The organism is Paenibacillus sp. SC116, assembly GCF_024733555.1.
Lineage (GTDB): Bacteria > Bacillota > Bacilli > Paenibacillales > Paenibacillaceae > Paenibacillus_B.
The window spans coordinates 1-14,243 of sequence record NZ_JANIOF010000010.1 but is presented as its reverse complement, the minus strand read 5'-3'; the positions used below and the strand labels follow the sequence as shown (position 1 = coordinate 14,243).

The following is a 14,243-nucleotide window of genomic DNA, read 5'->3' as shown; positions in this document are numbered from 1 at the left end:
AACGGTCATGATACCGCGTTACTTAGTTGATTTCTCCTTAGATACCCTGCCAGAAGTGAAGACAGACGTTATTATTATCGGAGCTGGTATAGCTGGCTTGTATACCGCTATTTTGGCGAGCAAGCATTATCATGTAACGCTTATTACGAAGAAATCGCTATTCGACAGCAATACGCGTTATGCGCAGGGTGGCATTGCCGCCGTTATTGCAGATGATGATTCGCCGTTATATCACCGACAAGACACGATTTTTGCTGGAGCAGGTCTATGTGTAGAAGGGGCAGTAGATGCACTTGTACACGAAGGTCCAGAAGGTGTGAAAGAGCTCATGAAGATGGGTACAACATTCGATCTTGAAAATGGTGAGCTGGCATTAACAAAAGAAGGGGCTCATAGTCACCGTCGTATTTTGCATGCTCAAGGTGATGCTACGGGCTATGAAATTGTCCGCGCACTTGCTGATAAAGTAGGAACGATCCCGAATATTGAAGTATGGGATGATCATTTTGCCATTGACTTGATGGTTCATGAGGGAGAATGTCGAGGTGCTCTTATTCAGCGTCCAACGGGAGAACGCTTATACTTAACTGGGAAAGCGACTGTGTTGTGTACTGGCGGAGCAGGACAGATGTATCGCTATACAACCAACCCGGAGGTTGCTACTGGAGATGGCATTGCGATGGCATATCGAGCTGGTGCAGTTATTCAGGATATGGAGTTTATTCAGTTCCATCCTACAGCCCTCTGTTATCCAAGCGCTCCACGCTTTTTAGTCTCGGAAGCTGTGCGTGGTGAAGGGGCAATTTTACGCAATATTAAGGGAGAGCGCTTTATGAGTAACTACCATCCACAACTGGAGTTGGCCCCGCGTGATATCGTAGCGCGAGCTATTGTAAGTGAGATGGAAGCGACGAAGTCAACCTTTGTATACTTAGATATGACGCATGAATCAGAAGAGATGGTAAAGCATCGTTTCCCAACTATTTATGAGACATGCCTACAGTATGGACTCGATTTATCTAGTGATTGGATTCCTGTTGCACCAGCTGCTCATTATACGATGGGTGGCGTTAAGACAGATCTAAATGGTGAGACCAATCTAACGCGATTATTTGCTTGTGGTGAGGCATCATCTACAGGTGTGCACGGTGCTAATCGTCTAGCGAGCAATTCGCTGTCGGAGGCAATCGTATTTGGACGTCGGATCGTAGAGCGTATTGATACGCTTGATCCTTTGTCGAAGTTAAATATAAAACTTGAGTATGATGCTGGGCGCAGGGACTTGCCAATTCAGGCTGTCGTGGAGCGTCGTTTGAAGCTGCAAAAGGTCATGGTTCGTTATGCTGGGCTGCATCGTGACGAACAAAGCCTCAGTAAAGGTCAAGAAGAATTGCAGCGTCAGTTTGGTTTTTTACAAACTCGATTAACTCGGCGAGAAGATTTTGAATTTGCGAATTTGCTTACTTGTGCGAAGCTGACGACAGATAGTGCACTGTGGCGGCAAGAGAGCCGCGGTGCTCATTATCGGCTGGATTATCCAGAGCGCATGGATGAACATTGGTTGAAGCATACTCTTGTTCAACGGGAACAAGGGATAACAGAGGAGAGAATTGCTCATGTTTAATGTCGAACGGCTTATGTTGCGTGATCAAATTTCAGCATGGTTGCGGGAGGATATTGGTACAGGGGATGTAACGACTGCGTTTACCATTCCTCAAGGCCATCAATCGAAAGGTATCATTCACGCGAAAGAAGATGGAATCATTGCTGGCTTGCCTGTTGCAGAAGCTGTATTTGAGGTAGTTGATCCTAGTTTGCAATTTCGTGCCCTTGTACATGAAGGAGATCGTATCTCCAGAGGGACGGTACTGGCTGAGGTGGAAGGCAATACAGCTAGTATTTTGCAAGGTGAGCGGTTAGCATTAAATATGATGCAGCGTTTGTCTGGCATTGCTACTAAAACATCTGCTTACGTGCAGGCGATAGCTGATCTTGAGGTTAGACTCGTTGATACTCGTAAGACGACACCTGGTCATCGTGCGTTGGAAAAGTACGCAGTTCGAGTAGGCGGCGGCTCAAATCATCGTTATGGGTTGTATGATGCGGTCATGATCAAGGATAATCATATTAAGGGTGCTGGCGGCATTCGCGAGGCAGTTACTCGTGCCAAAGAACAAATCCCTTACACCATGAAAGTGGAAGTAGAGACGGAGTCATTGGTGCAAGTTCAGGAAGCGCTGGAGGCACAAGCTGATATTATTATGCTCGATAATATGCAGCTGGAACAGATGCGTGAAGCAGTCCAAGTTATCCGATCCCATTCTCCTCATATATTGATTGAGGCATCTGGGGGAGTAAATCTGGATACAATTCGTGATAAGGCACTGACTGGTGTTGATATTATTTCAGTAGGTGCACTTACGTATTCGTTCCATGCTTTAGATATCAGTCTTGATTTGAATGAACAGAAAGAAGGTTAACGTTGTGATATTGGTCGTCGATATAGGCAATACCAACATAGTACTAGGTGTGTATGAAGAGAGCACGCTGCTCCATCATTGGCGCTTATCGACTAATCGTCAAGCAACTTCAGATGAGTATGGTGTCATGATACACAATTTGTTCTCGATGGCAGGAGTGTCTATTAATAATCTCCATGGGGTCATCATATCATCTGTTGTTCCGCCTATTGTGCGTACAATTGAGGAAATGTGCACGAAGTATTTGAAGCACACGCCGCTTGTTGTAGGTCCTGGTGTAAAGACCGGATTGAACATACGCTATGAGAATCCGAAAGAAGTAGGCGCAGATCGCATCGTGAATGCGGTTGCTGCGATTGACCAATATGGTGGACATGGGCCGCTTGTCGTTGTTGACTTTGGTACAGCAACAACTTTTGATGTAATTGATGAGCAGGGCAGCTATTTGGGTGGAGCAATTCTCCCCGGTATTGGGATCTCAACGGAGGCACTTTATCAACGTGCAGCCAAGCTGCCGCGTATAGAGCTGACGAAGCCGAAATCGGTCATTGGAAGAAATACGGTTCATTCGATGCAGGCGGGTATTATTTTCGGTTATGCTGGACAGGTTGATGGTATTGTAGGTCGTATTGAAGAAGAGCTTGGCACAAAGCCGCTTGTAATTGCAACTGGCGGGCTAGCTGAGATGATAGCGAGCGAGTCCAAATCCATTGAGAAGACAGATCCGCTGTTAACGTTGGAAGGATTGCGCTTAATTTATCTTCGGAACAAATAAAGTCGATATAAATAACAAACACAACAAATAGTAAATATAAAGAAAGCTTATAGATGCGTAACCTAAGTGGCTTTATTTGCGTCTAAGTGTATGTAGGAACGGGAGGCATCAATTGAAATGACAGAAGTAAATACAGAACAAACACCAACAGAAGATCGTTCAGACATGCTCGTACGTGGTATGGCTATGCAAGGACAGGTACGTGTATTTGCAGTTCGTACAACGAAGCTAGTTAATGAGTTGCAACGCCGTCATCAGACTTATCCGACAGCAACAGCTGCGCTTGGACGTACAGCTACTGCCGCTGCAATGATGGGAGCCATGCTCAAAGGCAACGAGAAGTTGACCGTACAAGTAAAGGGCGATGGCCCGATTGGTCAAATTGTGGCGGATGCCAATGCAAAAGGGGAAGTGCGTGGTTATGTCACACATCCACAAGTTCATCTTGCAAGCAATAGTGCAGGCAAGCTAGATGTTGCAGGTGCCGTTGGTCGTGATGGATTCATCCACGTCACTAAAGATTTGGGTCTTAAGGAGCCTTATCGAGGGAGTTCCCCAATTGTTTCAGGTGAGCTGGGTGAAGACTTTACGTATTACTTCGTTACATCCGAGCAGACGCCATCAGCTGTAGGGTTAGGTGTGCTTGTAGATGCTGACAACTCGGTTCTTCATGCGGGCGGATTTATTATACAGCTCTTGCCTGGATTGAGCGATGAGCAGATTACGAAGATTGAGAAGTCGCTAAGCGTGCTGCCGCCAGTAACGGCGTTGTTGGATCAAGGGTTGGAGCTTGAAGAGCTACTCGCTAGGATCGTAGATGATGTAAAAATTATGGACACACTTCCGATTGCGTTCCGTTGCCAATGTTCCCGTGATCGAGTGGAAGCAACATTAATTAGCCTAGGCAAGCAGGAATTGAACGAGCTTATTGAAGAAGAAGGTCAGGCAGAAGTCGTTTGCCATTTCTGTAACGAGGCTTATCAGTTTAATAAAGAAGATTTAACTGCTTTGGTTGAGCGACTAGATACTGATACTTAGGAAGTAAGAGATAAAGAAGCCAATTCACAAGGACAGGGAAGCTGCCATATGACAAAGGAAGTTAAAAGCTTATGGGGCTGTATTATCGTGTTGTTTACTTGCGTACTTGTGCTGGGATGTGTGCTCTTGTTTCGTCTAATTGATCGGTCAGATGTTGGCACGATTCGTCTTCCAGGTGGTGGTTCATCAGTCGTCGCCTCTGTTGGCAGCGACCAGATTACAGAATCACAGTGGGTAGAAGAGCTGAAGAAGCAATACGGCCCTTTAGTAATGGAGCAAATGCTTAATAAGCGGGCAGTGGATCAGGAGGCGCAAGCACTGGATGTGCAAGTAACGGGCAAGGAAGTTGAGGCAGAGATTCGCAAACAGATGGCGGGTTATGAAAGTATGGAAGCGTACTATTTAGCCATGCAGGAACAATTAGGATTGACGCCTGAACAGATTCGAGAGGATGCAACGTACAATTTGCTGCTTGAGAAAATTGCAATACGGGACATCAGCGTAACAGAAGAAGAGATTAGTCAGTACCTAAAAGAAAATCGTCAAGAGTATCATCCTGTCGCTTATGAATTGTCGCATATAGTAGTCGATACATTTGGAGATGCAGAGCAAGCCCTGAAACGGCTGGGTGAGGGTGTCTCATTTGGCACATTAGCTGGTCAAATATCTACCGATCCGTACACAGTTGAGCAAGAAGGCAAGTTAGGCTGGGTTGAGGATGATGATCCGTTCATTGATTCCAATGAACTTGCAGCAGCAGCAGCTATGGAGGTCGGTGAGTATTCAAGGCCAATTAAGGTGAAGGACGGCTATGCCATTATTTTATTGTCCGGCAGAAAAGATGTTGAACCTGAGGATCGAAAGACGATCCGAGAGCAGGTATCTCGTGATCTAGCTCTTTCAAAGGCACCTCCTCTGCGGGAGGTAGAGAATCAGCTCCGAGACAAGTACGCCGCGCAATGGAAAGGCACGCATTCATAGAACAAGAAAAGAGCTCTTATAAGAAAACGGCAGTCGTTCTTATAAGAGCTCTTTTCCTTATTTTACAAACAAGTTATTGACATCGAGGATTATCGTTGATATATTATTAGTAATTAAAACCAAGTGAATTACTCGGAAATAACATTATATGGTCATAGTAGGAGGGTTACTTATGGCAAGAGTCGTGAACAATGTAACAGAATTAATTGGGGATACGCCGCTTGTGCGTTTGAATCGTGTAGTGCCAGAAGGCAGCGCTGAAGTTTACGTGAAGCTGGAGTATCAAAATCCAGGTGCTAGCGTTAAAGATCGGATTGCAATTAGCATGATTAATGTTGCGGAGCAAGAGGGAATCATCAAGCCAGGTGATACGATTGTGGAGCCTACGAGTGGCAATACCGGTATCGGTCTCGCAATGGTAGCAGCTGCAAAAGGCTACCGTGCCATTCTTGTTATGCCTGAAACGATGAGCTTGGAGCGTCGTAACTTGCTTCGTGCTTACGGTGCTGAGCTTGTGTTGACTCCTGGATCTGAAGGGATGAATGGTGCAGTACGCAAAGCAGAGGAGCTTGCAGCAGAGAATCCTAATTACTTTATTCCTCAACAATTTAAGAATCAAGCTAATGTAAAGATCCACCGTGAAACAACAGGGCCAGAAATCGTTGAGGCGATTAACTCACTTGATGGTAAATTGGATGGATTTGTGGCTGGTATTGGTACAGGTGGAACGATCTCTGGTACAGGCGAAGTGTTGAAAAAGAACTACCCAGACATCCGTATCGTTGCAGTAGAGCCAGCGGCATCTCCTATTTTATCTGGAGGCAAGCCAGGTCCGCACAAGATTCAAGGTATCGGTGCGAACTTTATCCCGGATATTTTGGATCGTGATATTTATGACGAAGTTACTGCTGTAGAAAATGATGATGCTTTCGAGCTTGCTCGTCGTGTAGCTAAGGAAGAGGGTATTTTGTGCGGTATCTCCTCTGGTGCGGCGATTCTTGCGGCATTGAAGCTAGCTAAAGAGTTAGGCCCTGGCAAGCGTGTCGTGGCTGTTGTTCCAAGTAACGGCGAGCGTTACTTGAGTACACCATTGTTCAGCTTCGATAACTAATACAGTTTAACGTCATTCTATAGTATATCTTTTACGATAACATCCCTGCTAGGTGGACACTGCGTATGATAAGTGTCTATCTAACAGGGATTTTTCATCATTATACATTTCCTCCCTTATTTTATAATGGTTACTAGAATGATTGACTATGGCGATGAGATCGCATTAAATATTAATATTCGCTAGCGATCATGAGTGTTGCGGATAGAAAAGGATAGGCTGGGGGTGTCATCTTGATACTCGTAATTGATAATTATGATTCCTTTACGTATAATCTCGTACAATATTTATCGGAACTTGGAGAAGAAGTTACCGTTTACCGTAATGATGAAATAGATCTGGCAGGAATTGAACAGCTGGCTCCTGATCATATTTTGCTGTCGCCAGGACCAAGTACACCAAATGAGGCAGGAATAACGCTTGCTGTCATTGAACGTTTCAAAGGTCGGATCCCGATTTTGGGCGTTTGTTTGGGACATCAAGCTATTGGACAAGCGTTCGGTGGATCTGTCATCCGTGCGGAACAACCGATGCACGGCAAAACCTCAACGATTTATCATAAGGGGCTTTCTGTGTTTGAAGGACTTCCGAATCCTTTTACAGCTACTAGGTATCATTCGCTTGTTGTAGAGCTTGATTCATTGCCTGATGCTCTTGAAATAACGGCGCAAACTGCTAAAGGTGAAATTATGGGTATGCGTCATAGGGAATACTTAATAGAAAGTGTGCAATTCCATCCAGAATCTATTATTACAGAGCATGGCCATCACATGCTGAAAAACTTCCTTAGCAGGAGGGTGGGTAGTTAGATGGTGACTATCGGTTGGAATGGAGAATTAAAGTCGACGGACGAAGCCATGATTTCAGTAGCGGATCACGGTTTTTTGTACGGAATGACCTTATTTGAGACCATCAGGACTTATGGTGGTAAGCCATTTCTATGGGAGAAGCACTTAGAGCGTTTGTATTGCTCTTGTCATGAAATCGGAATTACATTGCAACTTGATGAAGAGAAATTGAGTCAGCATATTCGAGATGTTATGGATGCGAATGGACTGCCGGAGGCATATATTCGTTTGACCATTAGTGCAGGCGAGCAGGGGGACGGATTGCCAATTGGGGATTATACTAACCCGCAAGTAATTGTATTTGCTAAGCCGTTGCCTCAGTTGCCCGAATCTTTATATGAGACAGGTAAGCCATTACAGCTATTGAATACGAGACGCAGCAGTCCTGAGACGGCAACTCGAGTAAAATCTGGCCATTACATGAACAATATCATGGCAAAGCGGGAATTAAGTAAGTACCCTTCGGCTCTACAAGGAGCGGAAGGACTGATGTTGAACGCTGCTTGTAATATTACAGAGGGTATTGTAAGTAATGTGTTTTGGATCAAAGCAGGGCAGCTGTATACACCTGCAATCGAAACAGGTATATTGCCCGGGATTACTCGTGCTGCTGTATTGGCATTGGCTGAACAGCAAGGTATTCGTTATGAAGAAGGGGCGTATACTTGGTCTCATCTACTAGAAGCAGATGAGGTATTTCTGACAACCTCCATTCAAGAATTAGTCCCCGTCACACTATTATGCGATACAGAGCAGCAGCAATATGTTGTTGGGGATGGGACAATTGGTAGGTTGACTGAGGAGCTGCTTAAGCGATATCGCCAGATGACGACAAGCGGCTAAGCAACTAGAATGACAGTAAGGGGTGGGGCTTGTGCTGAAACCGACTATATATAAGCATCAGTATGCATTAGGTAAGCAAGGTGAGGTAGTGCTAACACTTGCCGAGCGGACTTTAGTTATGGGAATACTAAATGTAACACCAGATTCCTTTTCTGACGGGGGCAGCTATACAGATGTGGGACGAGCATTGGAACATGCGCATCGCATGGTAGCTGAGGGGGCCGACATATTGGATGTTGGTGGAGAATCTACTCGTCCAGGTTCAGCTCCAGTTGGGCTGGAGGAAGAGCTTCGTCGTGTGATTCCAGTCATTGAGGCGTTGAGGCGTGAGCTTCCGCACATTGCTATTTCAGTAGATACGTACAAAGCTGAAGTTGCACTGCAAGCACTGGAGGCAGGGGCCCATATTATGAATGATATTTGGGGTGGCAAGCTAGATCCAGATATGGTGCGAGTAGCAGCTGCTTACCAATGCCCGATTATATTAATGCATAACCGCTCGGAACGAAATTACGAGAATTATATAGAGGATGTATTGCAGGATCTGCGCGAAAGTGCTGCTTTGGCGATGGAAGCGGGAGTGAAGCGCGAAAATATTTGGCTTGATCCAGGCATGGGGTTTGCCAAAACAGGTGAAGACAATCTTCAATTGATGCATCATCTTGATGAAATGGTTGCTTTAGGGTATCCAGTGTTGCTTGCAACATCGCGAAAACGGTTCATACAGAACATATTAGAATCTCCTGCTAATGATGTAATTGAGGGTACAGCGGCTACAGTTGCTTTGGGCATTGCCCAAGGTTGTCAAATGGTACGCGTCCATGATGTAAAGCAAATTGTTCGTACAGCTCGGATGTGTGATGCGATGCTGCATAAAGACTGTATTAAGATATAAATTCAATCCAATAAGTTGAAACATGGTGGGTGCAACAACCGTCTATGACTGAGTATAGACAGGAAATAATAAGGGAGGAACGTGATCTCATGTTACATAAAGAAAGTGACCAGCAATCGAAGCTGCCTCCAACTACACGCAAAAGAGTGATACGTCCAGATCGAATGAAGATGGATCGTATGTCTTTCTTCGGTAAGCATGGTGTTTTTGAAGAAGAGCGGAAATTAGGCCAACGCTGGTACGTCGATTTGGATATGCAAATGAGTTTGCAAGAAGCGGGTCTCTATGACGATCTGGAGCAATCGATTAATTACGCGCTTATTCATGAAACTGTTCGTGTCATTATGGAGGAAGAGTCGTATTTGCTAGTAGAGGCACTTGCTGAGCGTGTTGCTTCTGTATTACTGGATACGTATGATCGAATTGAGGAAATAACAGTACGTGTGACCAAGCCCAACCCGCCGTTTGACATTCGCTTCGAAGGTGTTACCATGGAGATTGTGCGTGCGCGCGTGGAAGAAGTAGAGAGGGGCGAAGGTTAAATGCCCGAAGAGCATACTTCTTCATCAAATAGAGGTTGGGTAAAAGCGTTCATTGCGCTTGGAGCTAACCTTGGAGATCGTGAGCGTACGCTAAGCGAGGGACTCGGCCATCTTCACCTAAATGAAGATGTGAATGTCCTCCATTGTTCTTCTTTATATGAAACAGATCCTGTGGGGTATGTTGACCAACCTGCATTTTTGAACATGGCTGCTGTCGTAGAGACAAGGTTAAGTCCAGAGCAATTGCTTGATGCCATGCTTAATATTGAACAAAAGTTAGGAAGAGTTCGTGAGATTCGTTGGGGTCCACGGACACTGGATCTGGATTTACTCTCGATGCAGGGAGTAAAGATGGAAACAGAGAAGCTTATTTTGCCTCACCCCCGAATGGGTGAGCGGTTGTTCGTACTAGTTCCGCTTGCTGATATTGTAACTTCTTCGGATGAACTGTACGCATTCGTCCATGATGCCTTGGGCACAATGGAAGGAAAGGAAGGAATTCGGCTGTGGAAGCGAATCGATTCAGCAAGCGAATTCGTGCGTTCCGAAAGCTTCGTGGAATGACGCAAATTGAACTTGCCGAAATGACAGATGTATCGATCACGGTAATTGGTGAGATTGAGCGCGGCAATCGCTCAATCGATGATCGTCTCCTTCAGCGTATTGCGCAAGCCTTGCGCGTAACAGTAGAAGAACTCGTTGGCAGCTAAAATAATGAATAGATAAGACAGCATAGAATGCTGACAGGTAAAGGAGCGAGAGCACCGTGTTGAAAATTGCAAATATCGAAATGAAAAACCAGGTGGTACTTGCTCCGATGGCGGGTGTGTGCAACCCTGCGTTTCGTCTAATTGCTAAAGAATTCGGAGCGGGCTTAGTCTGTGCGGAAATGGTTAGCGACAAGGCGCTCGTTCACGGTAATGAAAGAACACGAGAAATGTTGTATGTTGACGACCGTGAGAAGCCACTCAGCTTGCAAATATTCGGAGGCGATCGTGCGTCGCTTGTCGAAGCAGCGAAAATTGTAGATAAGGATTCTAATGCCGATATCATTGATATTAATATGGGCTGTCCTGTACCAAAAATTACGAAGTGTGATGCAGGGGCGCGTTGGCTGCTTGATCCAAACAAAATTTACGAGATGGTGTCATCCGTTGTTGATGCTGTTGATAAACCAGTAACGGTTAAGATGCGTATCGGCTGGGATGATGACCACATTTATGTAGTCGAAAATGCGCAAGCTGTTGAACGTGCTGGTGGCCAAGCTGTAAGTGTGCATGGACGAACACGTGAGCAACTATACTCTGGAATGGCGGACTGGAGCTACATTAAGCAAGTAAAAGAAGCGGTTAACATTCCAGTCATCGGAAACGGTGATGTATTCTCACCAGAAGATGCGAAGCGTATGTTGGATACGACAGGTTGCGATGGTGTCATGATTGGAAGAGGTGCGCTCGGAAATCCATGGATGCTTTATCGTACGATCGAATATTTGACAACAGGAGAGTTGCTGCCTGATCCTGTGCCAGAAGAGAAAGTCCGTATTGCTTTGTTGCATATGGACCGCCTAATCGCCCTGAAGGGCGAAAAGGTTGCTGTAAAAGAGATGCGTAAGCATTTGGCATGGTATCTGAAAGGTCTTCCTGGTGCGGCTCGTGTCAAAGACGCTATTATGGAAGAGAGTCATCGTGACGAAGTGGAACGTATGCTGGGTGAATATGTCGATCAAGTGAAAGCTGGGGTGTTTGACCGTATGACAAACTCTAATGCAGCTATAGATACTTCGGCTGTTCACTAGTAGGTTGCACTGTGATGAAGCGTTTACACAGATGAGTGTTTACGCTCATTGACTTTTACTAATCCATCCCATATAATTCAACATTAGAAAATTCGCCTCATACCTTGAAGTGAAAAAGGTTGACATGCTTCCGCGTTCCAACCATGTTCAAGGCAGTCATCATGATAGCTTGACGCCATATGATGAGAGTAGGGATTCGCATGGATGTGCGGGTAACCGCTCCAAAACGACCGGGGCCATAGGTAGGTCGGAGTGCGAAAATATTGATCATGACAGGAGAATCGGTAAGATGAGCGATAAACAAGTTATTCTGACTCAGGACGGTCTGAAGAAGCTGGAGGAAGAGCTGGATAACCTCAAATCCGTTAAACGTCGCGAGGTAGCAGAACGGATTAAAGTAGCTATCGGGTACGGAGATATTAGTGAGAACTCCGAATATGAAGATGCGAAGAACGAGCAGGCGTTTATCGAAGGTCGTGTTCTTACTTTAGAGAAGATGCTTCGCAATGCGCGCATTATTAACAATGATGAGATCAACACAGATACAGTAAGCATTGGATCTACTGTCATTGTAGAAGACTTGGAGTTCGGTGACACGATGGAGTACACAATCGTAGGTACTGCTGAATCTGATCCGTTGAAGAATAAAATTTCAAATGAAAGCCCGGTTGGGAAGGCAATTCTCGGCAAACAAAAAGGAACAGTCGTAGAAGTAAGTGTTCCAGCGGGCGTTATTCAATACAAGATTGTAGATATTAAGCTGTAAAAATCGTTGCTGCGGTTAAGAGGTTTTTAGCTTGGGAATGAGAACGAGGTGAAGAAGCTTCCATCAGGGGGCTTTTTTCCGTGGTTGTCATATGGAATGATGGCTAACCTTTAATTAGTGGCTTTGAAACGCATTAGAGCGGTATTCGGTTGATCTTCATTTAGAAGGACAAGCCGTTACCGCCTTATGCATTTATAAGACTAAACAGTTAAGCCTTAGCCACTATGAAGTGGGCAGGTTACTGGTAAGGAGTGAACGATGATGACGGATGTCGTTAATCAGGAAGTAGAGTTAAGTGAATTGTTGCAGATTCGCCGTAACAAGTTGGATGAACTGCGTAAGCTGGGAATCGATCCGTTTGGTGCGAAGTACACGCGTACACATACGGCAAATGATATTCTAAGCAAATATGCGGAAACAACGAAAGAAGAGTTGGAAGAGCTTAAAGTAGAAGTTAGCATTGCTGGCCGAATTATGGCGAAGCGTGGAATGGGTAAGGCAAGCTTTTCTCATATTCAGGACTTGTCTGGCCGCATTCAAATTTATGCGCGTCAAGATACGGTTCCTGCAGATAAATACACAGCATTCGATATGCTTGATCTAGGAGATATCGTAGGCGTTCGTGGTATCGTGTTCAAAACAAAGACTGGTGAGACGTCCATCAAGGTACTTGATTTGGAAGTGTTGTCGAAGTCTTTATATCCGCTACCTGAGAAATATCATGGCCTTAAAGACGTCGAGCTACGCTACCGTCAACGTTATGTAGACCTAATTATGAATCAAGACGTTCAACAAACGTTTATTGCACGTTCTCGTATTATTCAATCGATGCGTCGTTATTTGGATTCTCTTGGCTACTTAGAAGTTGAAACACCGACGCTTCATACGATCGCAGGTGGAGCTGCTGCTCGTCCGTTCGTAACACACCATAATGCACTCGATATGCAATTGTACATGCGTATTGCGATTGAACTTCATTTGAAACGACTTATCGTAGGCGGCTTGGAAAAAGTATATGAAATTGGTCGTGTATATCGTAATGAAGGTATCTCAACACGTCATAACCCTGAATTCACGATGATCGAGCTGTACGAGGCATATGCTGATTACAAAGACATCATGAGTTTGACTGAGAATATGGTTGCTCATATCGCTCAAGAAGTATTGGGAACAACGAAGGTGAATTACCAAGGTAACGAAATTGATTTGACACCACAATGGCGTCGAGTATCCATGGTTGATGCAGTTAAAGAAGTCGTTGGAGCAGATTTCTCCAAGCATATGACGACTGAAGAAGCTCATCAGTTGGCGAAAGAGCATAAGGTACATGTGGAACCGCATTGGACATTTGGCCACATTTTAAATGCTTTCTTCGAGCAATTTGTTGAAGAGACACTTATTCAACCAACGTTTATTACAGGGCATCCATTGGAGATTTCTCCATTGGCTAAGAAAAACGATCAAGATCCGCGTTTCACAGATCGTTTCGAACTGTTCATCGTTGCTCGTGAGCATGCAAATGCATTTACAGAGCTTAATGATCCAATTGATCAGCGTCAACGCTTTGAAGCTCAGCTTCAAGAGCGTGAACATGGTAATGACGAGGCACATGAAATGGATGATGACTTCATCCGTGCATTGGAGTACGGTATGCCGCCAACAGGCGGACTTGGTATCGGAATAGACCGACTCGTTATGTTGCTTACTAACGCACCGTCCATTCGTGACGTATTATTGTTCCCGCATATGCGTGATCGTTCTAACAACTAATTGATGGTTTAGACCGCGTCGTCGAGACGCGGTCTTTATTTATAATGTTGTGATATTCTCATGAAGTGGATTTGTATCGTTAATTAGGAATGAAAGAATGCTATTATAGGATCAGGGATACGGTCTGACTCCGCAAGGTTCTTACCATAATATGGATTGATGTAAAAGGTTGACGTTGAAAGTGTTAATGTGATAAATTAATCAAGTCGCTTCGGTGCGTAACAAAAATTAAAAACGAGTTGCTGAAAAGCGACAATGAATTTTTTAAAAAAAGTTGTTGACATCGAAAACACAAAATGATATATTATAAAGGTCGCCACTGAGAAACACGGCGAACGAGAGCGAAAGAAAACGAATCGTAAGATGAGTGATCTGGAGCGAAATTGTTCTTTGAAA

At 44.8% G+C, this 14,243-nt stretch carries 15 protein-coding genes; all 15 read left to right on the top strand.

What is annotated here, in order from left to right; all coding sequences use genetic code 11:
* Nucleotides 1-7 precede the first annotated feature (7 nt).
* Nucleotides 8-1,624, top strand: coding sequence for an L-aspartate oxidase (gene nadB / locus NQ117_RS23190; protein ID WP_258280391.1), 1,617 nt, complete (start codon nucleotides 8-10; stop codon nucleotides 1,622-1,624).
* Complete coding sequence (gene nadC / locus NQ117_RS23185; protein WP_258280390.1) at nucleotides 1,617-2,480, top strand: carboxylating nicotinate-nucleotide diphosphorylase; 864 nt, start codon at nucleotides 1,617-1,619, stop codon at nucleotides 2,478-2,480. Before nadB ends, nadC begins: the two co-directional genes overlap by 8 nt.
* Before the next feature lie 4 nt (nucleotides 2,481-2,484).
* Entirely contained in the window at nucleotides 2,485-3,255 is a 771-nt protein-coding gene (locus NQ117_RS23180; protein ID WP_258280389.1) for a type III pantothenate kinase, read from the top strand.
* A 117-nt stretch (nucleotides 3,256-3,372) separates the two neighbouring features.
* Nucleotides 3,373-4,293, top strand: coding sequence for an Hsp33 family molecular chaperone HslO (gene hslO / locus NQ117_RS23175; RefSeq protein ID WP_258280388.1), 921 nt, complete (start codon nucleotides 3,373-3,375; stop codon nucleotides 4,291-4,293).
* 48 nt (nucleotides 4,294-4,341) lie between these two features.
* Complete coding sequence (locus tag NQ117_RS23170; protein ID WP_258280387.1) at nucleotides 4,342-5,274, top strand: peptidyl-prolyl cis-trans isomerase; 933 nt, start codon at nucleotides 4,342-4,344, stop codon at nucleotides 5,272-5,274.
* Nucleotides 5,275-5,446: 172 nt separating this feature from the next.
* Nucleotides 5,447-6,385: a cysteine synthase A gene (gene cysK, locus NQ117_RS23165; RefSeq protein WP_258280386.1), complete on the top strand. Its 939-nt coding sequence runs from the start codon at nucleotides 5,447-5,449 to the stop codon at nucleotides 6,383-6,385.
* Nucleotides 6,386-6,618: 233 nt separating this feature from the next.
* The gene (locus tag NQ117_RS23160; protein WP_258280385.1) at nucleotides 6,619-7,194 is read left to right on the top strand and encodes an anthranilate synthase component II; all 576 of its coding nucleotides are present in this window, start codon (nucleotides 6,619-6,621) and stop codon (nucleotides 7,192-7,194) included.
* Nucleotides 7,195-8,076, top strand: coding sequence for an aminotransferase class IV (locus NQ117_RS23155; RefSeq protein ID WP_258280384.1), 882 nt, complete (start codon nucleotides 7,195-7,197; stop codon nucleotides 8,074-8,076).
* Between the two features lie 34 nt (nucleotides 8,077-8,110).
* Nucleotides 8,111-8,971, top strand: a complete 861-nt coding sequence (gene folP, locus NQ117_RS23150; protein WP_258280430.1) for a dihydropteroate synthase — start codon at nucleotides 8,111-8,113, stop codon at nucleotides 8,969-8,971.
* Nucleotides 8,972-9,135: 164 nt separating this feature from the next.
* On the top strand, nucleotides 9,136-9,513 hold the full coding sequence (gene folB, locus NQ117_RS23145) for a dihydroneopterin aldolase (RefSeq protein WP_258280429.1): 378 nt from the start codon (nucleotides 9,136-9,138) through the stop codon (nucleotides 9,511-9,513).
* A complete protein-coding gene (gene folK, locus NQ117_RS23140; RefSeq protein ID WP_258280383.1) occupies nucleotides 9,514-10,077 on the top strand; it encodes a 2-amino-4-hydroxy-6-hydroxymethyldihydropteridine diphosphokinase in 564 nt (187 codons plus the stop codon). It begins immediately after the preceding gene.
* Nucleotides 10,074-10,223: a helix-turn-helix domain-containing protein gene (locus tag NQ117_RS23135; RefSeq protein WP_309137909.1), complete on the top strand. Its 150-nt coding sequence runs from the start codon at nucleotides 10,074-10,076 to the stop codon at nucleotides 10,221-10,223. The genes folK and NQ117_RS23135 overlap by 4 nt, the downstream gene beginning before the upstream one ends.
* Nucleotides 10,224-10,279: 56 nt before the next feature.
* Nucleotides 10,280-11,311, top strand: coding sequence for a tRNA dihydrouridine synthase DusB (dusB, locus tag NQ117_RS23130; protein WP_258280382.1), 1,032 nt, complete (start codon nucleotides 10,280-10,282; stop codon nucleotides 11,309-11,311).
* A gap of 289 nt (nucleotides 11,312-11,600) precedes the next feature.
* Complete coding sequence (gene greA / locus NQ117_RS23125) at nucleotides 11,601-12,077, top strand: transcription elongation factor GreA (RefSeq protein ID WP_258280381.1); 477 nt, start codon at nucleotides 11,601-11,603, stop codon at nucleotides 12,075-12,077.
* A gap of 261 nt (nucleotides 12,078-12,338) precedes the next feature.
* Nucleotides 12,339-13,847, top strand: a complete 1,509-nt coding sequence (gene lysS / locus NQ117_RS23120; RefSeq protein ID WP_258280428.1) for a lysine--tRNA ligase — start codon at nucleotides 12,339-12,341, stop codon at nucleotides 13,845-13,847.
* Nucleotides 13,848-14,243: the final 396 nt, after the last annotated feature.